General features: G+C 41.2%; 23 protein-coding genes and 1 other RNA gene. 21 read left to right on the forward strand and 3 right to left on the reverse strand.

The features are described from left to right. The first annotated feature begins 39 nt into the window (after positions 1-39). The 3 genes from glyS to LIZ08_RS05705 all read left to right on the forward strand — a co-directional run bounded on the left by glyS (position 40) and on the right by LIZ08_RS05705 (position 3913). The gene (glyS, locus tag LIZ08_RS05695) at positions 40-2076 is read left to right on the forward strand and encodes a glycine--tRNA ligase subunit beta (RefSeq protein WP_195412119.1); all 2037 of its coding nucleotides are present in this window, start codon (positions 40-42) and stop codon (positions 2074-2076) included. A gap of 33 nt (positions 2077-2109) precedes the next feature. Further along, entirely contained in the window at positions 2110-2367 is a 258-nt protein-coding gene (locus LIZ08_RS05700; protein WP_003010384.1) for a DUF896 family protein, read from the forward strand. A gap of 163 nt (positions 2368-2530) precedes the next feature. After that, positions 2531-3913 carry an amino acid permease gene (locus LIZ08_RS05705; protein ID WP_125826971.1) on the forward strand — a complete coding sequence of 461 codons (1383 nt, stop codon included), beginning with the start codon at positions 2531-2533 and terminating at the stop codon, positions 3911-3913. A gap of 101 nt (positions 3914-4014) precedes the next feature. On the opposite strand, the gene LIZ08_RS05710 is transcribed toward LIZ08_RS05705, so the two are convergent. Continuing rightward, entirely contained in the window at positions 4015-4194 is a 180-nt protein-coding gene (locus tag LIZ08_RS05710) for a hypothetical protein (RefSeq protein WP_042759811.1), read from the reverse strand. 150 nt (positions 4195-4344) lie between these two features. Between LIZ08_RS05710 and rsmH the strand changes: the two genes are divergently transcribed. From rsmH to pepC, 13 genes are all read left to right on the forward strand, one after another. Beyond that, a complete protein-coding gene (rsmH, locus tag LIZ08_RS05715) occupies positions 4345-5295 on the forward strand; it encodes a 16S rRNA (cytosine(1402)-N(4))-methyltransferase RsmH (protein ID WP_024054758.1) in 951 nt (316 codons plus the stop codon). Positions 5296-5306: 11 nt separating this feature from the next. Further along, positions 5307-5642 carry a cell division protein FtsL gene (gene ftsL / locus LIZ08_RS05720; protein WP_003003929.1) on the forward strand — a complete coding sequence of 112 codons (336 nt, stop codon included), beginning with the start codon at positions 5307-5309 and terminating at the stop codon, positions 5640-5642. After that, positions 5635-7917: a penicillin-binding protein PBP2X gene (gene pbp2X / locus LIZ08_RS05725; protein ID WP_227038456.1), complete on the forward strand. Its 2283-nt coding sequence runs from the start codon at positions 5635-5637 to the stop codon at positions 7915-7917. Before ftsL ends, pbp2X begins: the two co-directional genes overlap by 8 nt. Position 7918: 1 nt before the next feature. After that, positions 7919-8911 carry a phospho-N-acetylmuramoyl-pentapeptide-transferase gene (gene mraY / locus LIZ08_RS05730; RefSeq protein ID WP_003010371.1) on the forward strand — a complete coding sequence of 331 codons (993 nt, stop codon included), beginning with the start codon at positions 7919-7921 and terminating at the stop codon, positions 8909-8911. A gap of 134 nt (positions 8912-9045) precedes the next feature. Then, positions 9046-10389, forward strand: coding sequence for a DEAD/DEAH box helicase (locus tag LIZ08_RS05735; protein ID WP_070586307.1), 1344 nt, complete (start codon positions 9046-9048; stop codon positions 10387-10389). A 196-nt stretch (positions 10390-10585) separates the two neighbouring features. Further along, entirely contained in the window at positions 10586-11386 is an 801-nt protein-coding gene (locus LIZ08_RS05740; protein ID WP_024054761.1) for an amino acid ABC transporter permease, read from the forward strand. Further along, a complete protein-coding gene (locus LIZ08_RS05745; RefSeq protein ID WP_003003991.1) occupies positions 11386-12129 on the forward strand; it encodes an amino acid ABC transporter ATP-binding protein in 744 nt (247 codons plus the stop codon). Before LIZ08_RS05740 ends, LIZ08_RS05745 begins: the two co-directional genes overlap by 1 nt. An 81-nt stretch (positions 12130-12210) precedes the next feature. After that, on the forward strand, positions 12211-12438 hold the full coding sequence (locus tag LIZ08_RS05750; protein ID WP_003003995.1) for a DUF4059 family protein: 228 nt from the start codon (positions 12211-12213) through the stop codon (positions 12436-12438). 58 nt (positions 12439-12496) lie between these two features. Beyond that, entirely contained in the window at positions 12497-13408 is a 912-nt protein-coding gene (gene trxB, locus LIZ08_RS05755) for a thioredoxin-disulfide reductase (RefSeq protein WP_049474369.1), read from the forward strand. A 140-nt stretch (positions 13409-13548) separates the two neighbouring features. Then, on the forward strand, positions 13549-15009 hold the full coding sequence (locus tag LIZ08_RS05760) for a nicotinate phosphoribosyltransferase (protein WP_227038457.1): 1461 nt from the start codon (positions 13549-13551) through the stop codon (positions 15007-15009). Next, a complete protein-coding gene (gene nadE, locus LIZ08_RS05765; protein WP_003010362.1) occupies positions 15006-15830 on the forward strand; it encodes an ammonia-dependent NAD(+) synthetase in 825 nt (274 codons plus the stop codon). The genes LIZ08_RS05760 and nadE overlap by 4 nt, the downstream gene beginning before the upstream one ends. A 429-nt stretch (positions 15831-16259) precedes the next feature. Then, entirely contained in the window at positions 16260-16766 is a 507-nt protein-coding gene (locus LIZ08_RS05770; RefSeq protein ID WP_227038458.1) for a GNAT family N-acetyltransferase, read from the forward strand. A 67-nt stretch (positions 16767-16833) separates the two neighbouring features. After that, complete coding sequence (gene pepC / locus LIZ08_RS05775) at positions 16834-18168, forward strand: aminopeptidase C (RefSeq protein WP_070659665.1); 1335 nt, start codon at positions 16834-16836, stop codon at positions 18166-18168. A 152-nt stretch (positions 18169-18320) separates the two neighbouring features. Here the strand turns inward: pepC and pbp1a are convergent, their stop codons facing one another. Continuing rightward, positions 18321-20435 (reverse strand): penicillin-binding protein PBP1A, encoded by a 2115-nt coding sequence (gene pbp1a, locus LIZ08_RS05780; RefSeq protein ID WP_021154545.1) that lies wholly within the window; start codon positions 20433-20435, stop codon positions 18321-18323. Beyond that, the gene (recU, locus tag LIZ08_RS05785; RefSeq protein ID WP_003010355.1) at positions 20436-21029 is read right to left on the reverse strand and encodes a Holliday junction resolvase RecU; all 594 of its coding nucleotides are present in this window, start codon (positions 21027-21029) and stop codon (positions 20436-20438) included. A gap of 64 nt (positions 21030-21093) precedes the next feature. Here recU and LIZ08_RS05790 point away from each other — a divergent pair, with 64 nt between their 5' ends. The 5 genes from LIZ08_RS05790 (at position 21094) to LIZ08_RS05810 (ending at position 25074) form a co-directional block, all read left to right on the forward strand. Beyond that, on the forward strand, positions 21094-21621 hold the full coding sequence (locus tag LIZ08_RS05790) for a DUF1273 domain-containing protein (protein ID WP_023920293.1): 528 nt from the start codon (positions 21094-21096) through the stop codon (positions 21619-21621). A gap of 69 nt (positions 21622-21690) precedes the next feature. Then, on the forward strand, positions 21691-22029 hold the full coding sequence (gene gpsB, locus LIZ08_RS05795) for a cell division regulator GpsB (RefSeq protein ID WP_049490965.1): 339 nt from the start codon (positions 21691-21693) through the stop codon (positions 22027-22029). A gap of 19 nt (positions 22030-22048) precedes the next feature. Continuing rightward, positions 22049-22414: RNase P RNA component class B (gene rnpB, locus LIZ08_RS05800), an RNA gene on the forward strand. A gap of 66 nt (positions 22415-22480) precedes the next feature. Continuing rightward, positions 22481-23638 carry a THUMP domain-containing class I SAM-dependent RNA methyltransferase gene (locus LIZ08_RS05805; protein ID WP_049473358.1) on the forward strand — a complete coding sequence of 386 codons (1158 nt, stop codon included), beginning with the start codon at positions 22481-22483 and terminating at the stop codon, positions 23636-23638. Positions 23639-23649: 11 nt separating this feature from the next. Continuing rightward, entirely contained in the window at positions 23650-25074 is a 1425-nt protein-coding gene (locus tag LIZ08_RS05810) for a cell division site-positioning protein MapZ family protein (protein ID WP_227038459.1), read from the forward strand. Positions 25075-25166 lie beyond the last annotated feature (92 nt).

The following is a 25166-nucleotide window of genomic DNA, read 5'->3' on the forward strand; positions in this document are numbered from 1 at the left end:
GGCAAACTGGAAAAAAAAGATATTTTTCGGAGAAAAAACATGACAAAAAACTTATTAGTAGAACTTGGACTTGAAGAGTTGCCAGCCTACGTTGTCACACCAAGTGAAAAACAACTCGGTGAGAAAATGGCAGCCTTCTTGGATGACAACCGTCTTTCATACGAAAGCATTCAAACCTTCTCAACACCACGTCGTTTGGCAGTCCGTGTGATTGGTTTAGCTGACCAACAATCGGATTTGACTGAAGATTTTAAAGGACCTTCTAAGAAAATCGCCTTGGATGCAGATGGAAACTTCTCAAAAGCGGCTCAAGGATTCGTCCGTGGAAAAGGCTTGACGGTTGACGATATCGAATTCCGTGAAGTCAAAGGTGAAGAGTACGTTTATGTTACGAAGCACGAAGCTGGAAAACCAGCTAAAGAAGTCTTGGCTGGCGTTCCAGAAGTGCTTGCTTCATTGACCTTCCCTGTCAGCATGCACTGGGCTAACAACACATTTGAATACATTCGCCCAGTTCACACCTTGATCGTTCTTTTGGGCGACGAAGCGCTTGACCTTGATTTCTTGGATATCCACTCAGGTCGTGTGAGCCGTGGGCACCGTTTCCTTGGACATGAAGTAGAAATTACTAATGCGGATTCTTATGAAGAAGACCTTCGTACCGTTTACGTGATTGCGGATAGCAAAGAACGTGAAAACATGATTCGTGAGCAAATCAAAGCCATCGAGGCAGATCAAGGAGTTCAGGTCCAAATCGAAGAAGGACTTTTGAATGAAGTTTTGAACTTGGTCGAATACCCAACTGCCTTTATGGGAAGTTTTGACACCAAATATTTGGACGTTCCAGAAGAAGTTTTGGTGACCTCAATGGAAACGCACCAACGTTACTTTGTTGTACGTGACCTTGATGGTAAGCTCAAACCAAACTTCATCTCCGTCCGTAATGGGAACGCTGAGCACTTGGAAAATGTCATCCGAGGAAATGAAAAAGTCTTGGTGGCACGTCTTGAAGATGGTGAATTCTTCTGGCGTGAAGACCAAAAACTTAAGATTGAAGACCTCGTTGCTAAATTGGCGAACGTGACCTTCCATGAAAAAATTGGTTCTCTTTCAGAACACATGGCGCGCGCTGGTGTCATTGCAGCGTCACTAGCTGAGCAAGCTGGTTTGACTGCTGAAGAAACGGCAGCTGTCGCTCGTGCAGCTGAAATCTACAAATTTGACCTCTTGACGGGTATGGTCGGAGAGTTCGATGAATTGCAAGGAATCATGGGTGAAAAATACGCCCTTCTCGCTGGTGAAGATGCTGCGGTAGCGACAGCTATCCGTGAGCACTACCTTCCTGATTCAGCAGACGGAGTCCTTCCAGAGACTAAGGTTGGTGCCATTCTTGCGCTTGCAGATAAATTGGATACCCTCCTTTCCTTCTTCTCAGTTGGCTTGATTCCATCAGGTTCCAATGACCCTTATGCGCTTCGTCGTGCAACACAAGGGATTGTTCGTATCTTGGATGCCTTTGGTTGGCATATCCCTATGGATGAGTTGATCGACAGCCTTTACGCCCTTTCATTTGATAGCCTTTCCTATGACAATCAAGTAGAGGTGCTCAACTTCATCAAGGCGCGTGTGGACAAGATGATGGGACGCACACCAAAAGACATCAAAGATGCTGTTCTTGCTGGTTCAAACTTTGTCGTGGCTGATATGCTGGAAGCAGCTGAAGCTCTTTCAGAAGCTGCTAAGACCGATGGTTATAAGGCGGCTGTTGAGTCCCTCTCTCGTGCCTTTAACTTGGCAGAAAAAGCAGATGCTTCAGTAGCAGTCGATGCCAGTCTCTTTGAAAACGATCAAGAAAAAGCCCTTGCTAAAGCAATTGAAGATCTTGAATTGACTGGTTCAGCTAGCGACAAATTGGCTCAACTCTTTGCTCTTAGCCCAGTCATTGATGCTTTCTTTGACAATACCATGGTTATGGCAGAAGATGAGGCTGTTAAAAACAACCGTTTGGCCCTTCTTGCAGGCCTTGTAGCGAAAGCTAATGCTGTTGCAGCCTTCAACCAATTGAACACAAAATAAGTACCTGATGACAGGTAGAAAGTAGGTTTTATTATGACACCTGAAAAAATCGCTCGGATCAATGAGCTTGCTAAAAAGAAAAAAACAGAAGGTTTGACTCCAGAAGAAACAGTGGAACAAGCAAAACTTCGTGAAGAATACATTGAAGGTTATCGTCGTTCGGTTCGTCACCACATTGAAGGTATCAAAATTGTGGATGAAGAAGGAAATGATGTAACCCCTGAGAAACTACGCCAAGTGCAACGGGAAAAAGGTTTGCATGGCCGTAGCCTCGATGACCCTAATTCATAAGCAAAAGAGTGCTGGAAGAGACTCCAGCACTTTTTTCGATCTATAAAATTCAGAATATTCTGGACTGGATTGACCAATTTTTAAAAACATGGTATAGTAGATTGTATGAAAATTTGAAGTATACTTTTCTGAAAATGTACAGAAAAAGAATTGGAGTAATTATATGTCAAAAAAACATCATCCTGGTGAAGAAACCGAAAATGGGATGGTTCGTGGTCTGCAAAATCGGCATGTTCAGCTGATCGCTATTGCAGGAACCATCGGGACAGGACTCTTTCTTGGAGCCGGTCGTTCCCTTTCTTTGACAGGTCCTTCTATTATTTTAGTCTATATGCTGACTGGCGCCTTCATGTACTTGATGATGCGGGCAATCGGAGAAATGCTCTATATGGACCCTGATCAACACACCTTTATCAACTTTATCACCAAGTATATAGGAAAAGGTTGGGGTTATTTTTCAGGATGGTCCTATTGGGTCTCCTTGGTATTTTTGGGAATGGCAGAGATTACCGCTGTTTCCAACTATGTCCAGCTTTGGTTTCCAAATTGGCCAGCCTGGCAGATTCAAATTATCTTTTTAGCGCTTTTAAGTTGTGTAAACTTGATCGCTGTGAAGGTTTTTGGAGAGGTTGAATTCTGGTTTGGAATGATCAAGATTGTCACTATTTTAGCCTTGATCGCAACAGGAATCTTTATGGTGACGACGAATTTTGAAACACCAGCTGGACACGCTAGCTTAAGTAACATTACCAATGGTTTTCAAATGTTTCCAAATGGTTGGGTCAAGTTCGTCATGGCCTTCCAAATGGTCTTCTTTGCTTACCAAGCAATCGAATTTGTTGGAATTACTACTTCTGAAACAGCTAATCCCCGACAAGTATTGCCAAAAGCTATTAAAGAAATTCCAATCCGGATTGTAATCTTTTATGTAGGAGCTTTGTTGGCGATTATGGCTATTTTCCCTTGGCAACAGCTTCCTGTCAATATGTCACCGTTTGTAACGGTCTTTCAGATGGTTGGAATCAAGTGGGCAGCAGGATTGATTAATTTTGTTGTACTGACAGCTGCTGCATCTTCCTTGAATTCCACCCTCTATTCAACAGGGCGTCACTTGTACCAGATTGCAAAGGAAACACCAAACAGTAAAGTGATGAATCGTTTGAAACTGAATAGCTTATCTCGTATGGGGATTCCAAGTCGCGCGATTATTTTTTCTGCGATTGTGGTTGCTGTTTCTGCCTTTATCAATGTGTTGCCAGGTGTCTCAGATGCCTTTGCCTTGATTACGGCCTCTTCTTCTGGTGTCTACATTGCTATTTACATTTTGACTATGCTTGCCCATCTTAAGTACCGTAAATCGAAAGAATTTATGCCAGATGGTTTTGTCATGCCAGCCTATAAAGTGTTGAATCCATTGACCATTGTTTTCTTCCTCTTCGTATTCGTTTGCCTCTTCTTGCAAGAATCAACATACATTGGAGCGATTGGAGCAACCATCTGGATCATTCTTTTTGGGATTTACAGCAATTGGAAACATAGTAAATAAACCGCAAAACTCACCCGTAGGTGAGTTTTTATTTCTGAGCTAGTTTGCTTTTTTTAAGAAATTTCTTGGAGTGATTAAAAGAAAAACAGAGATGGAAGAAATTATTTTTCTTCCATCTCTGTTTTTTGTCCTTGAATGGCTTTTTTGAACCACCAAAGTGAGCCGACTAGGATCAGGGCAGCAAGCCAAAAAATCCAAGCCTCAATAGTGGTTAGAAAAAAGTAGAGAGCGATAGCATCGACCAATAAAAGTGGGATGAGAATCTGTTTTCTTATTTTCATAAGAATATTGTATCATAAATCCTAGAGGAAACAAGTGAAATCAAGCCTTTCTAGGTATTTTGTAGGATCCGAAAAGGTCCGATAGGATTAGTTAGTGAATTTTCTTTCAGGAGTGCATCTTGGTCCCATTTGTGGTAAAATAGTAAAGATATGAGTAAAGAATTTCATCATGTAACGGTTTTGCTTCATGAAACGATCGATATGCTGGATGTTAAGCCAGATGGGATCTATGTAGACGCCACATTGGGTGGGGCAGGCCACAGCGAATATTTGTTAACAAAATTAAATGAATCGGGCCATCTTTATGCCTTCGACCAAGATCAGCATGCGATTGAGAATGCTAAGATTCGATTGGCACCTTTCATCGAGAAAGGCATGGTGACCTTCATTAAGGATAACTTTCGTCATTTGAAGGAACGTCTAAACGAATTGGGTGTGACTGAAATTGATGGAATCTGTTATGACCTAGGTGTGTCTAGTCCTCAGTTAGATGAACGGGAACGCGGATTTTCTTACAAGAAAGATGCGCCACTGGACATGCGGATGAATCAAGAAGCTTCCTTGACAGCCTATGAGGTCGTAAATAGCTACGATTACCATGATCTAGTCCGTATTTTTTTCAAATATGGAGAGGACAAATTTTCCAAGCAAATTGCGCGGAAAATTGAGCAAGCACGAGCAATTAAACCGATTGAAACGACGACTGAATTAGCAGAGATTATTAAATCTGCTAAACCAGCTAAGGAGCTCAAGAAAAAGGGCCATCCTGCTAAACAGATTTTCCAAGCCATTCGTATCGAAGTCAATGATGAACTGGGAGCTGCAGATGAATCAATTCAGCAAGCCATGGATTTGTTGGCCCTCGATGGTCGTATTTCTGTGATTACCTTTCATTCGTTAGAGGATCGATTGACCAAACAATTGTTTAAAGAAGCTTCGACGGTTGAGGTTCCAAAGGGACTTCCCTTTATTCCAGATGATTTGAAACCAAAGATGGAGTTGGTCAACCGGAAACCTATTTTGCCAAGTGATGAAGAGCTTGAGGATAATAATCGATCCCATTCAGCAAAACTACGGGTTGCTCGAAAAATACACAAGTAAGAGGAATTGATATGGCAGCAAGAGATGAGAGAACAAGAACACAGGTATTGCAAGATCGCTTTCGCCGTTTCTCTAGAGTAGAAAAGGCTTTTTATGGGTCGATTGTCTTAACAGCTGTGATTTTAGCCATTAGTATCGTCTTTATGCAGACACGAATTTTACAAGTACAGAGTGAGTTGACTGATTTGAATACGGAACTAGAAGCCAAAAAGACGGAATTGGCAGATGTTCGTCAAGAGGTCAATGAATTAACACGTTATGACCGCTTATCACAGTTGGCTAGCTCCCAAGGAATGAAGCTGCAAAAAGAAAATCGAAAAACAGTGAGTGCAAGTAGTGATGAATAAATTTAAAAAATTTTTAATCAGGTATTCGATAAAGAAACGTCGCTTGCCGGATCAGAATCGAAAACAAGTTGGGAAAAATCTCAGTGTACTGGCGATTTTCCTCTTTTTTCTCTTTCTGATTAATTTTGCAATGATTATTGGGACTGACAAAAAATTCGGTGTGACCTTATCGGATCAAGCAAAAAAAGTCCATGAGGAGACGGTTATTGTTCCTGCAAAACGTGGAACGATCTATGACCGAAATGGAGCAGTAATTGCTGAAGATGCGACGACCTATAACGTTTATGCTGTTATTGATAAAAAGTACAAATCAGCAACCGGAAAAATCCTCTATGTAGAAGAGAGCCAATTTAAAAAAGTAGCAGAAATCTTTAAGCAGTACTTAGGGATGGATGAGGATTACGTCATTCAACAGTTGTCGCAAAAGAAATTGAAACAAGTTTCTTTTGGATCGAACGGAAACGGCATTACTTATAGTAATATGACAGCTATCCGTGAGGCCATGGAAGCAGCGAAGATTGAAGGGGTTGCCTTTACAACTAGTCCAAATCGAAGCTATAAAAATGGAGTTTTTGCCTCTCAATTTATAGGGCAGGCCTCTCTTCAAGAAGATAAAGAGGGGAATAAAACCTTGAAGGGGCAATCAGGAATGGAGAAATCCCTCGATCGAATTCTCGCTGGTCAAAATGGAGTCATCACCTATGACAAAGACCGAAACGGCAATATCGTTCCTGGTTCAGATAAGGTTTCTGTCAAAACAGAAGATGGAAAAGATGTTTATACGACTATTTCAGCAGAATTGCAGACCTACCTTGAGACACGTATGGATGTTTTCCAAGAAAAAGTAAAAGGAAAGTATGTTAGTGCGACTCTTGTGAGTGCAAAAACTGGAGAAATCCTTGCGACAACGCAACGTCCTTCCTATAATGCGGATACCAAACAAGGGCTGGATCTGAAAAACTTGAAAACCTGGAATACCATCCTTTATCAAGATCAATATGAACCGGGTTCAACGATGAAGGTCATGTTATTAGCTTCGGCGATTGATCATGGAACTTTCCCAGCCTATAATGAAGTATACTACAGTAACGAACTACAAGTAAAAGATGCGACGATCCGTGACTGGGATGTCAATATGGGGCTGGCTGAAGGTCGCTATATGAATATCGCACAGGGCTTTGCCTATTCTAGTAATATTGGGATGACCAAGCTAGAGCAGAAGATGGGAAATAACGTCTGGATGAATTACCTCCACCGCTTCAAATTTGGTCTCCCTACCCGTTTTGGCATGGGCGATGAGAGTTTTGGAAGCCTTCCGGGTGATAACTATGTTACTCAAGCTATGTCTGCCTTTGGTCAAGGGATTTCCGTCAGTCAAACTCAAATGTTACGGGCCTTTAGTGCCATCGCTAATGATGGGCAAATGTTAGAGCCGAAGTTTATTAGTGCCATTTACGATAAAAAATCAGACACAGCCCGCAAATCAAAAAAAGAAGTTGTTGGAAAACCAGTTTCAGGATCAGCTGCGCAACAGACACGGAACTATATGATCACCGTCGGAACAGATCCAGAGTATGGAACCTTGTACAGTGATGGACCCATCATTCAGGTACCCGGTCAAATCGTTGCGGTGAAATCAGGGACTGCCCAAATGGCGACAGATCAAGGATACTTGCAAGGAGAAAATGATTATATCAACTCGGTTGTAGCCATGACACCTGCAGAAGATCCTGAATTCATCATGTATGTGACGGTCCAACAACCAGAAGTGAAATTCTCAGCCACCAGCTGGGAAGAACTGGTCAATCCTATTTTGGAAGATGCAGTTGCTTTAAAAGACGAATTGCATTTGACATCAGAGGCACCAACGTTGGATGATGTGACCAAAGAAACGACCTACAAAATTCCTTCAGTAGAAACTCTCTCTAAGGAGTTGAATCTGAAACAAAATCTGAGCCCAGGTGCTTATTCAGAGGAATTGCGTCGCAATTTGGTGCAACCAATTGTCCTAGGAACTGGGAAAAATATCCGCAAGATGTCTGTGGATGTTGGCTCTAAAGTCAAAGCCAATCAACAAGTATTGTTATTGACAGAAGACTTTGATGCGGTTCCAGATATGTATGGTTGGACCAAGAAAAATGCAGACATCTTTGGAGAATGGACTGGAATTGAGATTACCTATAAAGGTAGTGGAAAGAAAGTAACTAAACAAAGTGTCAAAATGAACACCTCACTCAATAAAACTAAAAAGATTACGTTAACATTAGGAGACTAAGATGTATATTGCTACGATCCTTGTATCGTTTCTATTAACAGTGGCTGCTATTCCAGCCTTTATTCGATTTTACCATCGTGCTCATATTTCTGGGCAACAAATGCACGAAGATGTGAAACAACACAAAGCGAAAGCTGGCACTCCGACAATGGGTGGAGTTGTATTTCTCATTACAGCCGTTCTAGTTAGTTTTGTCGTTACCGTATTGACTGGAAATTTCACGCGCCCTGTTCAACTGATTCTATTTATCTTGATTCTTTATGGAATTGTTGGATTTTTGGATGACTTTTTAAAAGTTTTTCGTAAGATTAATGAAGGTCTTAACCCAAAACAAAAATTGGCCCTTCAACTTGTTGGTGGAATCATCTTCTATATTTTTTCTGAACGCCACGGTGCAGGAAGCCTTTTGAATGTTTTCGGATATGAACTTTACTTGGGCCATTTCTACATTCTCTTTGCTTTATTTTGGTTGGTTGGTTTCTCAAATGCTGTCAATTTGACAGATGGGATCGATGGATTAGCCAGCATCTCCGTTGCCATTAGCCTGAGTGCCTATTCCTTTATTGCCTATATGCAAGGGAAATGGGACATTCTCTTTGTCACCTTGAGTATGATTGGGGCCTTGCTAGGATTCTTTGTCTTCAACCACAAGCCGGCTAAAATCTTTATGGGAGATGTCGGTAGTCTAGCTCTTGGAGGGATGCTTGCAGCCTTGTCAATGGCTTTGCATGTCGAGTGGACGCTGCTCTTGATTGGTCTGGTCTATGTCATTGAAACAGGTTCAGTGATGCTACAAGTGACCTATTTCAAATGGACCAAGAAACGTTACGGGGAAGGACGTCGGATTTTCCGAATGACTCCTTTCCACCATCATTTAGAACTGGGTGGCCTTTCTGGCAATGGGCAAAACTGGTCAGAATGGAAAGTGGATGCCTTTATGTGGAGCATTGCCTTGGTGACAAGTGTCGTGACTCTAGTCCTTCTCTACCTATAAAACGACGGTGGGCTTGCCCATCGTTTTTTTGCTGACTCAGAGAGACTTCGCTGGTTAGGAAAAATGACCCATAAGAGAGGCAAGAAGACAGCTTTTCTGATATAATAATAGAGATCATGAAAGGAACTGAGAAAATGAAATTTACAGAGTTTAATTTTAAGCCCTATATTCAAGAGGCACTGAAAGAAATCAATTTTAGAGAAGCAACCGAAGTACAGGAAAAACTAATTCCGATTGTCCTAGCTGGAAATGATTTGGTAGGAGAGTCAAAGACAGGTTCTGGGAAAACCCATACTTTCCTCTTGCCGATTTTTCAAACCTTAAATGAAGACAGTGAGCAAGTAGAAGCGGTCATCACGGCTCCTAGTCGGGAGTTGGCGACGCAAATTTACCAAGCTGCTCGTCAAATCGCTAGTCATTCTGAAAAAGAGATTCGGATTGTAAATTATGTTGGAGGAACGGATAAAAGCCGTCAGATTGAAAAACTGCAGGTCAAACAACCACATATCGTGATTGGAACTCCAGGCCGGATTTATGATCTGGTTGCATCGGGTGATCTGGCTATTCATAAGGCCCATACTTTTGTGGTGGATGAGGCAGATATGACACTGGACATGGGATTCTTGTCTACTGTGGATAAGATTGCTTCAAGTCTTCCGCAACAACTGCAATTTTTAGTTTTTTCAGCCACCATTCCGCAAAAATTGCAGCCTTTCTTGAAAAAATATCTCTCAAACCCAGTCATGGAGCAAATTAAGACTAAGACGGTGATTTCAGATACCATCGATAATTGGCTGGTTTCCACCAAGGGTCGGGATAAAAATGAGCAAATTTACCAATTGACCAAGACCTTGCAACCTTATTTGGCCATGATTTTCGTTAATACCAAAACGAGAGCAGATGATCTCCATGCCTATTTGGTGGCTCAGGGATTGAAAGTGGCAAAGATTCACGGAGATATCCCACCACGTGAACGGAAACGGATCATGAATCAGGTTAAAAATCTTGATTTTGAGTATATTGTGGCCACAGATTTAGCGGCTCGTGGAATTGATATCGAAGGGGTGAGTCATGTCATCAACGATGCTATTCCACAAGATCTTTCTTTCTTTGTCCACCGTGTCGGTCGGACAGGGCGCAATGGTCTACCAGGTGTCGCTATTACTCTTTATCAACCGAGTGATGATTCAGATATCCGTGAACTAGAAAAAATGGGAATTCGTTTCGTACCGAAAGTGTTGAAAAATGGGGTTATTGAAGATACTTATGATCGGGATAGACGGGCCAATCGTGAGAAAAAGCAAGAGAAACTCGATATCGAAATGATTGGTCTGGTGAAGAAGAAAAAGAAAAAAATCAAACCAGGCTACAAGAAAAAAATCAAATGGGCAGTTGATGAAAAGAGGAGAAAAGCTAAGCGAGCTGAAAACCGTGCGCGTGGTCGGGCGGAACGAAAGGCCAAACGTCAAACTTTCTAACCCCTTCTTTCACATGTTCAGAAGAAAACATAGATTTTCTTTATGAACTCCATAAAGAAAAACTATTAGGAACTTGTCTAAAATTATGATAGACTAAATTTGAGTAGTCTATCATTTTTCTATTTCTGTAGCAATTTTTGGAATTCCGATAGTGAATGTGATAGAATGTTTATGTTCGAGAAAGGAAGTAACAAAAATGTTTACAACTAATCTTTTAGCTGCCAACTGGTATGCTGACTTTTTAAAACACGTTCCAGATAGCAAGCTGTTTAGTTTGAGAGCCGTATTGGATGCATTTCCGGCTGTCATAGGAAAATTGCCTGTGACGATTTTATTAGCCCTAGGAGGCGCATTTTTTGGAATTATTTTTGCCATGATTTTTGCTTTGGTCAAAATTAATCGTGTACGAATTCTTTACCCGATTCAAGCTGTTTTTGTCAGTTTTTTACGGGGGACTCCTTTGTTGGTTCAGTTGATGTTGACCTATTATGGGATTCCTCTTATTTTAAAAGCGATCAATCAGTCTTATGGAACAGCTTTTAATATTAATGCCATTCCAGCTGAGTTATTTGCAATTGTGGCTCTTGCCTTTAATGAGGCGGCTTATGCGAGTGAGACCATCCGGGCAGCCATTTTATCAGTGGATCCTGGTGAAATTGAGGCAGCGCGTAGTCTTGGAATGACCAACCGTCAAGTTTATCGCCGGATTATTATTCCCAATGCAGCAGTCGTTGCAACTCCTACTTTAATCAACTCTCTCATTGGCTTGACCAAGGGGACCTCGCTAGCCTTTAGTGCCAGTGTAGTTGAAATTTTTGCCCAAGCACGGATTATTGGGGGGAGCGATTTGAAGTACTTTGAACGCTTTATCACGGTATCGATTGTTTACTGGATTGTGAACATTCTCATTGAAATACTAGGCCGTCACATTGAACGTCGACTGGATATTGAGACTCCCGTAGCAATTGATTTACCAGATCAGGAGGTCCGGATCTAATGATTTATATTTCAGAATTATCAAAGACATTTTCAGGTCAAAAGGTTTTAAATAATCTCAGTTTGGAAATTCAAAAAGGGGAAGTCGTGGCCTTAATCGGGTCTTCGGGAGCTGGTAAATCAACCTTCTTACGCAGTTTAAACTATTTGGAAGCTCCAGACAGTGGTAGAATTAAGATTGATGATTTCGAGGTTGATTTTGAGCACATTACCCAAGATCAAATCTTGACCTTAAGAAGAAAATTGGCCATGGTGTTCCAACAGTTTAATTTGTTTGGTAGAAAAACAGCTCTTGAAAATGTGAAAGAAGGGCTCATTGTTGTGAAGGGCTTATCCGACCAAGAAGCAACGAAAATTGCTCGAGAAGAACTGGCAAAAGTCGGCTTATCGGATCGTGAAAATCACTATCCTCGTCACCTCTCAGGTGGACAAAAACAACGGGTGGCTTTGGCCCGTGCCTTGGCCATGAAACCAGAGGTTCTTTTGCTGGATGAACCGACTTCGGCCTTGGATCCAGAATTGGTTGGAGAAGTTGAAAAATCCATTGCCAATGCAGCAAAATCAGGACAAACCATGGTACTGGTCAGCCATGATATGTCTTTTGTAGCGCAAGTAGCAGATAAGGTCCTATTTTTGGATAAAGGACGGATTATTGAATCTGGAACACCAGAGGAAATCATGCAACATCCAAAAGAAGAACGGACAAAAGAATTCTTTGCTAGTTACAAACGGACCTATGTTTGATATAATAGAGGAGAGGTAAGACTCAGCTGGCGATGCTAGCTGGGTTTGTTTTCTGAAAATGTAAAAATATTTGGAGTCGTGATGTTAAATAAATTATTGTCCTTATATTTACAAAGTTTAGTGACGACAACGATTTTAGTTGGGATCGCTTCTTGTATTTGGATTGGCTACCGTGCCCTTAAGAAGAAAGATAAAACAGCCAAGCAACGACAAGCCCATTTGTATGATATCCTCTTAATTGATATCATGACGATTCCTATTTTAACCTTTGCGGTCATAGGGATTTTGTTTATCTTTCAAGCACGATAATTGCAAAAAGACCGTGTTAGAATTATAATGGTTACAACAAAACAGAAAGAGGTTGAGTATGTTTGATACAGTGATTATTGGAGCAGGTCCTGCAGGGATGACTGCTGCCCTTTATGCAGCACGAAGCAATTTAAAGGTCGCATTAATTGAGAGAGGGATTCCAGGCGGTCAAATGAACAATACGTCTGACATTGAAAACTATCCTGGCTATGCGAATATTAGTGGCCCAGACTTGGCTGAAAAAATGTTCGAGCCTTTAGAGAATCTTGGTGTGGAACATTTGTTTGGACAGGTAGAGCGCATCGAAGACCACGGAGCAACCAAAAAGATTGTCACAGATGATGGGGAATTTGAAGCTAAAACCGTGGTGATTGCAACAGGGTCTAACCACCGTTCATTGAATGTCCCTGGTGAAGAGGAGCTAAATAGTAGAGGGGTTTCCTACTGTGCTGTTTGTGATGGAGCTTTCTTTAGAGATGAGGATCTCTTGGTCGTTGGTGGTGGTGATTCTGCGGTAGAAGAAGCTGTCTTTTTGACTCAGTTTGCAAAAACAGTGACCATTGCCCATCGTCGTGATCAATTGCGTGCTCAAAAAGTTCTTCAAGATCGTGCCTTTGCCAATGATAAAATTCACTTTGCTTGGAATACGGTTGTTGAAGAAATTAAGGGTGAACAAAAAGTAACGTCTGTCCTTTTAAAAGATGTGAAGACAGGAGAGGTTAGAGAGCAAGCCTTCGGTGGTGTCTTTATCTATGTCGGTTTAGATCCTGTCAGTGATTTTGCGACAGAACTTGGTATTTTAGATGAAAATGGCTGGGTGGTCACGGATGATCATATGAGAACCACAGTCCCAGGTATTTTTGCGGTTGGCGATGTTCGTCAAAAAGATTTGCGTCAAGTGACGACAGCAGTCGGAGACGGTGCGATTGCTGGCCAAGAAGTTTATAAATATATCACAGAAAACTTTTAATGCTTAAAAAATCTGAGGTTTGTGTCTCAGATTTTTTTCATGCTTTCCTTTCAGTATTCAATAGGGCTGAAATGTGCTATAATGGTACTAATTTTATGGTAGGAATTCATAGAACAAATCAATAAAAAAGAGGTATACATATGTATCCAGATGATAGTTTAACTTTGCATACTGATTTATACCAAATCAACATGATGCAAGTCTATTTTGATCAAGGTATTCACAATAAACATGCCGTATTTGAAGTGTATTTTCGTCAACAGCCTTTTAAAAACGGCTACGCAGTATTTGCTGGCTTAGAGAGAATTGTGAAATACTTGGAAAACTTGAGTTTTTCTGAGAGCGATATTGCCTATTTAGAGTCACTTGGTTATCATGGGGACTTCTTGGAATATCTCCGTGATCTCAAGTTGGAATTGACGGTACGCTCGGCTCAAGAAGGAGACTTAGTCTTTGCGAATGAACCAATTGTTCAGGTAGAGGGCCCTCTAGCTCAGTGTCAATTGGTGGAAACAGCCCTTTTGAATATCGTCAACTTTCAGACCTTGATAGCCACAAAAGCTGCTCGTATTCGTTCAGTCATTGAAGATGAACCTTTGATGGAATTTGGAACACGTCGTGCGCAAGAAATGGATGCTGCCATTTGGGGAACTCGTGCAGCAGTCATTGGAGGTGCCAATGGGACTAGTAATGTTCGTGCAGGAAAACTCTTTGGAATCCCGGTTTTAGGAACCCATGCCCATTCTCTTGTACAGGTATATGGAAATGATTACCAGGCCTTTAAGGCTTATGCGGAAACCCATAAAGATTGTGTCTTCCTCGTCGATACCTATGATACTCTTCGTATTGGGGTACCAGCAGCTATTCAGGTAGCGCGTGAAATGGGAGATAAGATCAATTTCCTAGGCGTCCGGATTGACTCAGGAGATATTGCCTATATTTCTAAAAAGGTTCGCCAGCAATTAGATGAGGCTGGGTTTACAAATGCTAAAATCTACGCTTCTAATGACTTGGATGAAAATACCATCCTCAACTTAAAAATGCAAAAAGCAAAAATTGATGTTTGGGGTGTAGGAACCAAGTTAATTACAGCTTACGATCAACCAGCGCTTGGAGCGGTATACAAAATTGTCTCTGTTGAAAACGAAGCAGGAGAGATGATCAATACCATTAAGCTTTCCAATAATGCAGAGAAAGTTTCTACTCCAGGTAAAAAGCAAGTCTGGCGGATTACGAGCCGTGAAAAAGGTAAGTCAGAAGGGGACTACATCACTTATGATGGAGTAGATGTTTCACATCTGACAGAACTTAAAATGTTCCATCCAACTTATACCTACATTAATAAAACAGTCCGAAACTTTGAGGCGATTCCTCTTTTAGTGGATATTTTTAAAGAGGGTCAATTGGTTTATCAACTGCCAACATTATCAGAAATTCAAGAATATGCTCGTAAAAATTACGATCAATTATGGGATGAATACAAGCGCGTCCTCAATCCACAGCATTACCCAGTTGACTTGGCCAAAGATATTTGGCAGGATAAGATGGACCTGATCGAGGAAATGCGTAACAAGGCCAATGGAGAAGGAGAAGCAAAATGAGTTTGCAAGAAGAGATTATCCAACAATTGGGTGTCAAGCCTAGCATTGATCCTCAGGAAGAGATTCGCCGCTCGGTTGATTTCTTAAAAAGATATCTAAAAAAACATCCCTTCTTGAAAACATTTGTATTAGGGATCTCAGGAGGGCAAGATTCAACTCTTGCTGGACGATTAGCTCAATTGGCCATGGAAGAAATGCGCGCAGAAACAGGAGATGCCTCCTATCAATTTATTGCCGTTCGTCTTCCTTATGGGGTACAGGCAGATGAAGCAGATGCACAAAAAGCATTGGCCTTTATCCAGCCGGATGTTAGCCTGGTTGTGAATATCAAGGAGTCTGCTGACGAAATGGTACGAGCAGTAGAAGCGACTGGAACAGAGGTTTCTGATTTTAACAAAGGCAATATTAAGGCTCGCAGTCGCATGATTGCTCAGTATGCTCTAGCTGGAGCACGTAGCGGAGCGGTGATTGGGACGGATCATGCTGCAGAAAATATTACTGGTTTCTTCACAAAATTTGGAGATGGTGGTGCAGATATTTTGCCCCTTTTCCGTTTGAATAAACGCCAAGGAAAACAATTGCTTAAGGCTTTAGGAGCCGATCCTGCTCTTTATGAGAAAATCCCAACAGCAGATTTGGAAGAAGAAAAACCAGGAATAGCAGATGAAGTAGCGCTGGGTGTCACCTATAATGAAATCGATGATTACCTAGAAGGCAAACAAGTGAGCCCAGAAGCTCAAGCCACTATTGAAAAATGGTGGTACAAAGGCCAACACAAACGCCACTTGCCAATCACAGTATTTGATCATTTTTGGGAGTAAAAAGGTCCAGTGGACCTTTTTAGCCCGAGTCTTAAAATAGGAGAACGAGGAAGAAATCGGTAACTCGTAGAGTTCGATTTCGTAGTCTCACCCCCGCAAGGCTGTCTAGATTTGAAAGGTGCTCAAAGAGCTCCGTTCAAATCAGCCAGCTACTGCGTCAATGTATCATTGAAAAGCTCATGGATGAGGTGGATACAAATAGAATTTTTCTATTAATACTAGACAGAAATCGGTAATTCGTAGAGTTCGATTTCGTAGTCTCACCAGACAATATTGTGAAAAGCATCAAAAAGAAGGGCGGTTTCATCCGTCCTTTTCTTCTAGATTAAAATAACCAACTTGCAAAGTTCAAGTTGCATAAAAAAAAATGAAGGGAGACAATCTATGAATCATCTTTGAAGTCTTGTCATAGAGACAGAGCGTTTATACATGAGGCCTTTCGTTTTGGAGGATGCACCAGCGATGTTTGAAAATTGGGCTTCTGATCCTGAAACCCTGAAATATGTCACCTGGGATGCCCATGCATCTTCTGAGAGAACCAGAGAATCGATCAAAAGATGGATCGAACAGTATCGTAAACCAGATACTTATAAATGGGCGATCTGTTTGAAAACATTACCGGATCAGGTAATTGGAGATATTAGTGTGGTTTCTCAAGACCAGGAAAGTCAATCATGCGAGCTAGGTTATATCCTTGGCAAGAAATTCTGGGGGCAGGGATTCATGACAGAAGCCGTCATAGCTGTTTTGGAATTCTTATTGAACAAAGTCGGATTTAAAGAAATCAAAGCCACTTATGTCAGTTTAAATCCTGCTTCAGGGAAAGTCATGGAAAAGGCAGGAATGCAGTATGTAGAAACCATCCCTCATGCCATTCAACGCAAAGGATATTGTGGGGATAAAATCATCTATTCTATACAGAATCCCTCTCTATAGGGTGATTTTTACTTGAAGATTCTGCTCAAAGGATTATAATAGTAAATAACGAAAAAAGGAGATTGCTATGTCAGAATTAACGAAAGAATTTACAGACCAGCTCTATGCTAATTATGAAGCAAATGTGAAATATGCGGCTCTTGAAAATGCTGTTACCCACAATGGGATCCATGCATCGCTTGAAACGCGCAAGAGTGCAGTAGAAAATACACCAGTTTTTTCACTTGATTTGACCAAGGATAAGGTGACAAACCAAAAAGCATCTGGACGTTGTTGGATGTTTGCGGCTTTAAATACCTTCCGTCACAAGATGATTTCAAGCTTCCAATTGGAGGATTTTGAATTGTCTCAAGCACATACTTTCTTTTGGGATAAGTATGAAAAATCAAACTGGTTTTTGGAGCAAGTGATTGCTACAGCGGACCAAGAGTTGACCAGCCGTAAGGTGGCTTTTCTCCTACAAACTCCACAACAAGATGGCGGTCAATGGGATATGGTGGTATCCCTCTTTGAGAAATACGGAGTGGTTCCAAAATCAGTTTATCCAGAATCGATTTCTTCAAGCAATAGCCGGGAATTGAACACCTACCTCAATAAACTCTTGCGTCAAGATGCGCAAATCTTGCGTGATTTGATTCACTCAGGCGCAGATAGTGAGGCAGTTGCGAGCAAGAAACAAGCCTTGTTGCAAGAAATCTTTAACTTCTTGGCTATGTCTTTAGGATTGCCTCCGCGTGAATTTGACTTTTCATACCGTGATAAGGACAACCAATTCCATAGCGAAAGTGGGTTAACTCCACAAAGCTTCTACAAAAAATATGTAGACCTTCAATTAGACGATTACGTCTCTATTATCAATGCCCCAACTACAGACAAGCCATATGGAAAATCTTACACCGTAGATATGCTGGGCAATGTGGTTGGTAGCCGTCCAGTCCGCTACCTAAATGTTCCAATGGATCGATTGAAAGAATTAGCCATTGCTCAAATGAAAGCAGGAGAAACTGTCTGGTTTGGTTCAGATGTAGGCCAAGTCAGCAACCGTAAAGCCGGAATCCTGGCAACAGATGTCTACGATTTTGAAGCAGGCATGGACATTCATTTGACACAAGACAAGGCGGGTCGCTTGGACTATGCAGAAAGTCTCATGACACATGCTATGGTCTTGACAGGGGTTGATTTAGACGAAGCAGGTCAGTCTCGTAAATGGAAGGTTGAAAATTCATGGGGAGACAAGGTCGGTACAGATGGTTACTTTGTGGCTTCTGATGCTTGGATGGATGAATATACCTACCAAATCGTGGTTCGTAAAGAATTCCTAACAGCAGACGAATTAGCAGCCTATGAAGCAGAACCAATTGTCCTAGCACCGTGGGATCCAATGGGAGCTTTGGCAAAATAATGATACAGAAAAGAGCCGAAAGGCTCTTTTTTTTATATACTCAAAAATAAAAAAGCTGGGAAGTCTAACTAAATAAATCAGATTTTATTCGTTCTGGTTTTTTAACCATTGTTTTAAAAAAAGCCGGGCAAAAGCCCGACTTCTCCATTCTATTATTCGTTATGATTGTTAGAGTCTTGCGAAGAAGGCTCAGATGGTTTAGATTGATTTTCTTCGTTCGAAGAGCTAGACGATGGTTCTTCATACGAATACTGATCAGTGGAATAACTTGGCTCATAGTAGTAGTTATTGTAGTTGTTCTTACCATTGTTTAAGTAGAGATAAGAACCACTTCGATACAGTCCACTTGGTTGCGTCCAATCCGTATGACCAGAGTTATTATTATTAGCAAGATAGAGCATCATTTGACGGTAGACATCCGTTGCGACCTGTATTCCATTATCCAATACTGGTGTAAAGCGATTGGAATAACCTGTCCATACTGCCATGGCATATTCAGGAGTGTAGCCTACAAACAATTCATCCGGTGTTACAATATTTGAATAAGCATTTTTTGTCAATTTACCGATTTCGTTATCAGCATAGTTTGATGTACCTGTCTTACCAGCTTGGTAGATTCCCGAAATGGCAGCATTTGTACCGGTACCAGACAAGAGAACTGTCTTCATCATATCTGTCATCATGTAGGCAGTTGTTGCTTTCATTGCACGAGTTCCTTCGGACTCAAATTCCTTGGTTGTGCCATCACTAAAGACAACCCGACTAACATAGGATGGTTTGTAATAGGTACCGCCATTGGCAAAAGCAGCATAGGCAGCTGCCATTTTCTCACTGCTGGCTCCGTATTTGTTGCTAGAATCGCTAGTGTTACTCGAGATAGCGTTGGCGTAAACCATTTCTGGGTAATCGATCCCTAATCCATTGAGGAATTTCTTAGCTTGTTTAAGACCAACTTTTTCCAGGGCCTTCACCGCAGGCACGTTACGAGATTGTTGAATTGCGTAGGTAATGGACATGCTACCATAGTATGAACGGTCCCAGTTGTAGACAGGCGTTGATGAATGAGGGAAGTTGTATGGCGCATCTGTTGTAGTAGCTGCTGTAGAGGTATATTCCTCATGTTCAAGAGCTGGTGCGTAATCTGTGATTGGTTTCATTGTTGAACCCCAGTCACGGTTCGTTTCAACCGCTTGGTTTGTACCAAAGGAAACATTGCTGGATTGGTGACGAGAACCCAGCTGAGCAATGACTTTACCAGTATTGACATCAATAACGGTAGAAGCTACTTGCATTTCATCATCCGGGTAATTGACATATTCATCTGTATTGTAGATATCCCATAGTTTCTTTTGAGCTTCTGTATCCACGTTTGTATAGACATCCATTCCGGTTGTCAACAAATTGTAGCCCGTTTCTTCTTCGACTTGCTCGATCACTTCTTTTAGGTAATTATCCATATAGGCTGGGTAACTGCTTGAAGAACTGAGACTTTGCAGACCATCTGTAACAGGTGTATTGACCGCTGCTTCGTATTGTTTGTTAGAAATGGTCTTCATATCGAGCATTTCTTTTAATACTAAGTTTCGGCGCTGTTGCGCTGCTTCAGGATGGGAGTATGGATCGTATTGGTTTGGTGCTTGGGGCATCCCCGCAAGGAGTGCCAATTGAGGGAGCGAAAGATCTTTTAGATCTTTTCCGTAATAACTTTTCGCAGCTGTCTGCATTCCGTAGTTCCCATTCGCCATAAATACTTTATTGACGTAATAGGTCAAGATTTCTTGTTTGGTTGCTTTCTTTTCTAGTTGGGTTGCTAACCAAGCTTCTTGGATCTTACGAGAGAGGGTACGGTCAGAGGCTGAAGTGGAGAAATAGGTTAACTTGATCAATTGTTGCGTCAAGGTTGACCCACCTTGACTTCCTCCTCGTAAGTTGTGAAGGAAGGAACCGCCGATCCGAATGATGTCGACCCCACGGTGATTGAAGAAACGGTGGTCTTCAATCGCAACGATAGCATTGACCAAATCAGTAGGGATTTCATTGGCTGTGACATTGATTCGTTTCTCAGCTCCCAAATCCGCGATCAAGTTATTTTGGTTGTCATAGATCTTACTAGATGTTGTTGCAACCAAATCTTTTTCAGACAAGGTTGGTGCTTTCATAGCATAGTAACTAAATATCAGTCCACCGAGGACAAATAAAAGTAAGAAAAATGAAATGGCTGCGATGGCAACATATTTCAACCATTGAATGACTGTTTGTTTATTCATTTAAATACCGCCTAGAAGTTTCTGTTCGATAATATCAAGATAAGGAACGCTTGGAAGACGATTCTTATCTACTAGAAAGCCGTGCTCCTGAATATAGGAGAGGGGCATGGATTTACTACCATGATCGATGTTGTAATAGTGAATTAATGCAGGAGCAGGAAGTAAGTAGGTTTCACTCAACTTTGCAAAATGCAAGAGAACGAAACAGATACCGCCTTGCTGAACAACTGCCTCCATATGATCGATTTGATGTTGATGAAAATTTTTCATCGGCATGGATTGCTTTTGCTGTGTTTCCTTCGCTTCAAAATCGATATAGCGTCCCTTGTATACTCCAGAATAGTCCGTCGTTGAGGCTTGCCTGAAATAGGCTTCAACAATCTTTGCCCGACTGCGACGTGGATAATCCACTTTCACGATTTGAATCGGTGTTGGTTTTTTATGGATGACTGCTAGACCTCGAGAAAGATAGTATTGATTGCTTTCATTGATCATTTTTTCAAATGTCATCCCACGATTCGCAAAGTCGACTGGATGTTTCCTTTGTGTAGAGACCAAGGTTTTTTTGGCTACTTTATGTGGATAGTTGACCATAGTTCTCCTTATTGGTACAATTACATCACTCTATTATATCATAAATTAGAATAATGAGGAAAAAATGAATACCATACTTGTTGCAGGTTATAAGAGTTTTGATGTGGGAGTCTTTTCCAATAAAGACCCTCGACTGACCATTATCAAAAAAGCCATTGAAAGAGATCTTCGTCGTCTATTTGAAGAAGGAGTGAAATGGCTGGTCTTTTCTGGTAATTTGGGATTTGAGGCTTGGGTACTAGAGGTCGCCTTTGCATTAAAAAAAGATTACGATTTTCAAATGGCGACGATCTTCCTATTTGAGAATGTTGGCGAAAATTGGAATGAAAGCAATCAGGAATTATTAGCACGCTTCAAACAGGTGGATTTCGTGAAATATGCCTATCCACACTATAGCAATCCGGGTCAACTAAAAGAATACAATCAGTTTTTGATAGATAACGCGGATGGAGCTTATGTTTTTTATGATCCAGAAAATGAAACCAATTTAAAATATCTTTACAAAATGATGGTAGAAAAAGAACCATTTTATGTCAAACAATTAAGTTTTGATGACTTAAATGAACTTGCTGAAAATTTTTACGAAAACTAAGTGTTATACCTTGATTTTTCTTACCATTTTTTTATATAATTGAGATGATGAACTAGATTGGAGAGAGTAATGGCGAGTATTATTTTTACTGCGAAAGATATTTTTGATCAAGATTTCAAACGAGAAGTTCGTGGTTATAATAAAGATGAAGTAAATGAATTTTTGGATGATGTCATAAAAGACTATGAAACCTATGCTGCTTTGGTGAAGGAATTGCGTGAAGAAAACGCCCGCCTTCGTGAAGAACTTGCCCAAAAAGCACAGGAAACACCACAAACATCTCCGATTGCTAGCACTGCTACGCAAGAATTCCCGCAAGTGACAACAGCGACGAACTTTGATATTCTCAAACGTCTCAATCGTTTGGAAAAAGAAGTTTTTGGGAAACAGATCGTAGATCGCGATTAGTAATCCCATAGATTGTGCAATTTTTGGATAATCGCGTGAGAGAATCCTCTCATGAGGAAAGTCCATGCTAGCACAGGCTGTGATGCCTGTAGTGTTTGTGCTAGGTGAATCCATAAGCCTAGGGACTTGGTATTCAAGTTACGGCGAGTGAAGGAGCTAAGTCTAAGGATAAGCTCTAGTAACTCTGAAAGTGCCACAGTGACGTAGTTTTTAGGGAAACCTAAAAAGTGGAACGCGGTAAACCCCTCAAGCTAGCAACCCAAACTTTGGTCGGGGCATGGAATGCGTGGAAACGAACATAGCATTCTGACTGGAAACAGTAGACAGATGATTATCGAAGGAAATGGTACCTAGTCATTTCTGGAACAAAACATGGCTTATAGAAAATTGCATATAGGTTGATGAGGTGGAGAGAGATCTCAACCTCCTTTTTTAAAGTGATAGGAATAAGATGAAAAAACAATTTGAATTGATTGCAACGGCCGCTGCTGGCATAGAGGCTGTTGTTGGTCGAGAACTACGCGATCTCGGTTACGATTGCCAGGTTGAAAATGGACGGGTTCGATTTCAAGGAGACCGTCGAGCAATCATAGAGACCAATCTCTGGTTGCGCTCGGCTGATCGAGTAAAAATTGTGGTTGGGACTTTTCCAGCCAAAACCTTTGAAGAACTCTTTCAAGGTGTCTTTGCTTTGGATTGGGAAAATTATTTGCCTTTAGGAGCACGTTTTCCTATTTCTAAGGCTAAATGTGTCAAATCAAAACTCCATAATGAACCTAGCGTTCAGGCCATTTCGAAAAAAGCAGTGGTTAAAAAGTTACAAAAACACTATGCCCGACCAGAAGGTGTTCCTCTCATGGAAAATGGGGCAGAGTTCAAGATCGAAGTATCGATCCTTAAAGACCAAGCCACTGTCTTGATTGACACCACTGGTAGTAGCCTCTTCAAACGTGGTTATCGGACTGAAAAAGGGGGAGCCCCTATTAAGGAAAATATGGCAGCAGCAATTCTTCTGCTGTCAAACTGGTATCCAGATAAACCCTTGATTGACCCGACATGTGGTTCTGGAACGTTTTGTATTGAGGCAGCGATGATTGCGAGAAATATGGCACCTGGTTTACGTCGGACCTTTTCTTTTGAAGAATGGAACTGGATGGATGATCGCTTGATTCATGAAGTCCGTCAAGAAGCAAGCAGAAAAATCAATCGCGAGATCGAATTGGATATTATGGGAACCGATATCGATGCACGGATGGTTGAGATTGCCAAAGAAAATGCCCAGAAAGCGGGCGTTAGCAGTGACATTACTTTCAAACAGATGCGAGTCCAAGATCTTCACTCAGATAAGATCAACGGGGTGATTATCTCCAACCCTCCATATGGAGAACGCTTATCCGATGATGAGGGTGTGACGAAATTGTATACTGAAATGGGGCACGTATTTGCACCTCTCAAAACCTGGAGTAAATTTATCTTAACCAGTGATGAAGGTTTTGAATCTAAATTCGGTAGTAAAGCAGATAAAAAACGAAAACTTTATAACGGAACCCTAAAAGTTGATCTCTACCAATATTTTGGGGAACGAGTAAAACGGCAGATTAAGGCATAGAAAGGATTTTTATGACAGAGAAGGATAAAAAGCCATTAGAGCAAGAAACAGAATCAATTTTAGAGTTTGAAGATGCTAAAGAGATGACGATTGGGCAGGCCAATCGAAAGGCAGAAGAAATCGAAGCAGGTGTAACTGAAGGTGATAATGTCTTAGACAAATACATCAAACAACACCGAGCAGAAATTGAAGCTGAAAAATACGATACAAAAATTTTGGCCAAAGAAGAATTGGCTAAAGCTGAAGAGTTAGCAGCTTCAGAAACAGTTGCTGAAGTAGCTGAAGCAGTGGCGGCACCGGAAGTAACGGAAACAGTCTTGGAACAAAGGCCTGAAATGGATGCTATCTCAACAGAATTACCTGCTAAGATTAAATTTGGACCCACACCAACTGAACCAGTTGTAGAAGCAGAGGACCTTCCTGAGGAAATACCAAGCAATGCGGGTAAACGAATCAAAGCAGTTCTATACTCTGCATTAGGTTTAGCGATTGTCGGTTCGGCTATTTTTGTAACCTATAACTGGATGCACAGTCGTGGAAAATCTGGTGGTACAACAGTTGTATCGTCTTCATCTAGCAAGTCATCTTCTACTTCTAAATCAAGTAGCAGTGAAACACAGGCTCAAAAACTAGAAGAGTTTACCAAAGCCTACGATGCCTTTTTTGTAGATGAATCAAAAAGTGCTCTTAAAAATGATAAATTCGGAGACTTGGAAAATCTGAAGAAACTGCTGGACAAATTAGAAGGAAGCAGTGATTATAATGCGGCTAAAACAAAATATGAAGACCTTGTGAAGCAAGTTTCTGCTATTCAAAAAGTGAATTCTCAATTTAGTTCTCCAGTCATCAAAGATGGGGTTCTTGATGCAACTGCTAAAGCGAAAAGTGATGCGACCTTTGCAGAAACAAAGACAGGCAATGAAAAATTAGATAGCTTATTGAATGAGGCGGTTGCGCAAGGACGTTCACAACAAGTTGCGACACCGGCACCAGTGACTGGAACAGGAGGTACAGATACTTCTAATGCAACTCCAGCCCCAGCTCAAGCAACAACGCCTACGGCCCCAGCTGTCAGTGCTGCTACAGGTGGTGCAGGAACGGCAAGTCCAGGTTATTCAGGATACGGTCTTCCAAGCGATGGTGTCCCACTTCAGCGGAATCTGAGCCGTGTGCCATATAACCAAGCAGCTATCAATGATGTCAATAACCCAGCTTGGGTATTTGGTGATGGGATCCTTGAAAAAGTATTGAATATTGCTCGTAAACGTGGACATATCACTGGCAATCAATACATTTTAGAGCGTGTCAATATCATTAACGGTAATGGCTATTACAACCTCTTCAAACCAGATGGAACCTATCTCTTTAGTATCAATGCCAAGACTGGTTATTTCGTAGGAAACGGAAAAGGTCATTCAGATGCTCTGGATTATTAATGCTTGATCAGACATCCCCTTTTTGGAAAAAATGACAATAAAAAAGAGAGTGGGACAGAAATCGGTAATTCGTTAGAATTCGATTTCGTCGT

Source organism: Streptococcus sp. 210928-DFI.4.42, from assembly GCF_020554365.1.
Classification (GTDB): Bacteria; Bacillota; Bacilli; order Lactobacillales; family Streptococcaceae; genus Streptococcus; species Streptococcus parasanguinis_S.

Coding starts and splice junctions, on each gene's coding strand:
- glyS (WP_195412119.1), top strand. CDS start 40: ATGACAAAAAACTTATTAGTAGAACTTGGACTTGAAGAGTTGCCAGCC.
- LIZ08_RS05700 (WP_003010384.1), top strand. CDS start 2,110: ATGACACCTGAAAAAATCGCTCGGATCAATGAGCTTGCTAAAAAGAAA.
- LIZ08_RS05705 (WP_125826971.1), top strand. CDS start 2,531: ATGTCAAAAAAACATCATCCTGGTGAAGAAACCGAAAATGGGATGGTT.
- LIZ08_RS05710 (WP_042759811.1), bottom strand. CDS start 4,194: ATGAAAATAAGAAAACAGATTCTCATCCCACTTTTATTGGTCGATGCT.
- rsmH (WP_024054758.1), top strand. CDS start 4,345: ATGAGTAAAGAATTTCATCATGTAACGGTTTTGCTTCATGAAACGATC.
- ftsL (WP_003003929.1), top strand. CDS start 5,307: ATGGCAGCAAGAGATGAGAGAACAAGAACACAGGTATTGCAAGATCGC.
- pbp2X (WP_227038456.1), top strand. CDS start 5,635: ATGAATAAATTTAAAAAATTTTTAATCAGGTATTCGATAAAGAAACGT.
- mraY (WP_003010371.1), top strand. CDS start 7,919: ATGTATATTGCTACGATCCTTGTATCGTTTCTATTAACAGTGGCTGCT.
- LIZ08_RS05735 (WP_070586307.1), top strand. CDS start 9,046: ATGAAATTTACAGAGTTTAATTTTAAGCCCTATATTCAAGAGGCACTG.
- LIZ08_RS05740 (WP_024054761.1), top strand. CDS start 10,586: ATGTTTACAACTAATCTTTTAGCTGCCAACTGGTATGCTGACTTTTTA.
- LIZ08_RS05745 (WP_003003991.1), top strand. CDS start 11,386: ATGATTTATATTTCAGAATTATCAAAGACATTTTCAGGTCAAAAGGTT.
- LIZ08_RS05750 (WP_003003995.1), top strand. CDS start 12,211: ATGTTAAATAAATTATTGTCCTTATATTTACAAAGTTTAGTGACGACA.
- trxB (WP_049474369.1), top strand. CDS start 12,497: ATGTTTGATACAGTGATTATTGGAGCAGGTCCTGCAGGGATGACTGCT.
- LIZ08_RS05760 (WP_227038457.1), top strand. CDS start 13,549: ATGTATCCAGATGATAGTTTAACTTTGCATACTGATTTATACCAAATC.
- nadE (WP_003010362.1), top strand. CDS start 15,006: ATGAGTTTGCAAGAAGAGATTATCCAACAATTGGGTGTCAAGCCTAGC.
- LIZ08_RS05770 (WP_227038458.1), top strand. CDS start 16,260: ATGAGGCCTTTCGTTTTGGAGGATGCACCAGCGATGTTTGAAAATTGG.
- pepC (WP_070659665.1), top strand. CDS start 16,834: ATGTCAGAATTAACGAAAGAATTTACAGACCAGCTCTATGCTAATTAT.
- pbp1a (WP_021154545.1), bottom strand. CDS start 20,435: ATGAATAAACAAACAGTCATTCAATGGTTGAAATATGTTGCCATCGCA.
- recU (WP_003010355.1), bottom strand. CDS start 21,029: ATGGTCAACTATCCACATAAAGTAGCCAAAAAAACCTTGGTCTCTACA.
- LIZ08_RS05790 (WP_023920293.1), top strand. CDS start 21,094: ATGAATACCATACTTGTTGCAGGTTATAAGAGTTTTGATGTGGGAGTC.
- gpsB (WP_049490965.1), top strand. CDS start 21,691: ATGGCGAGTATTATTTTTACTGCGAAAGATATTTTTGATCAAGATTTC.
- LIZ08_RS05805 (WP_049473358.1), top strand. CDS start 22,481: ATGAAAAAACAATTTGAATTGATTGCAACGGCCGCTGCTGGCATAGAG.
- LIZ08_RS05810 (WP_227038459.1), top strand. CDS start 23,650: ATGACAGAGAAGGATAAAAAGCCATTAGAGCAAGAAACAGAATCAATT.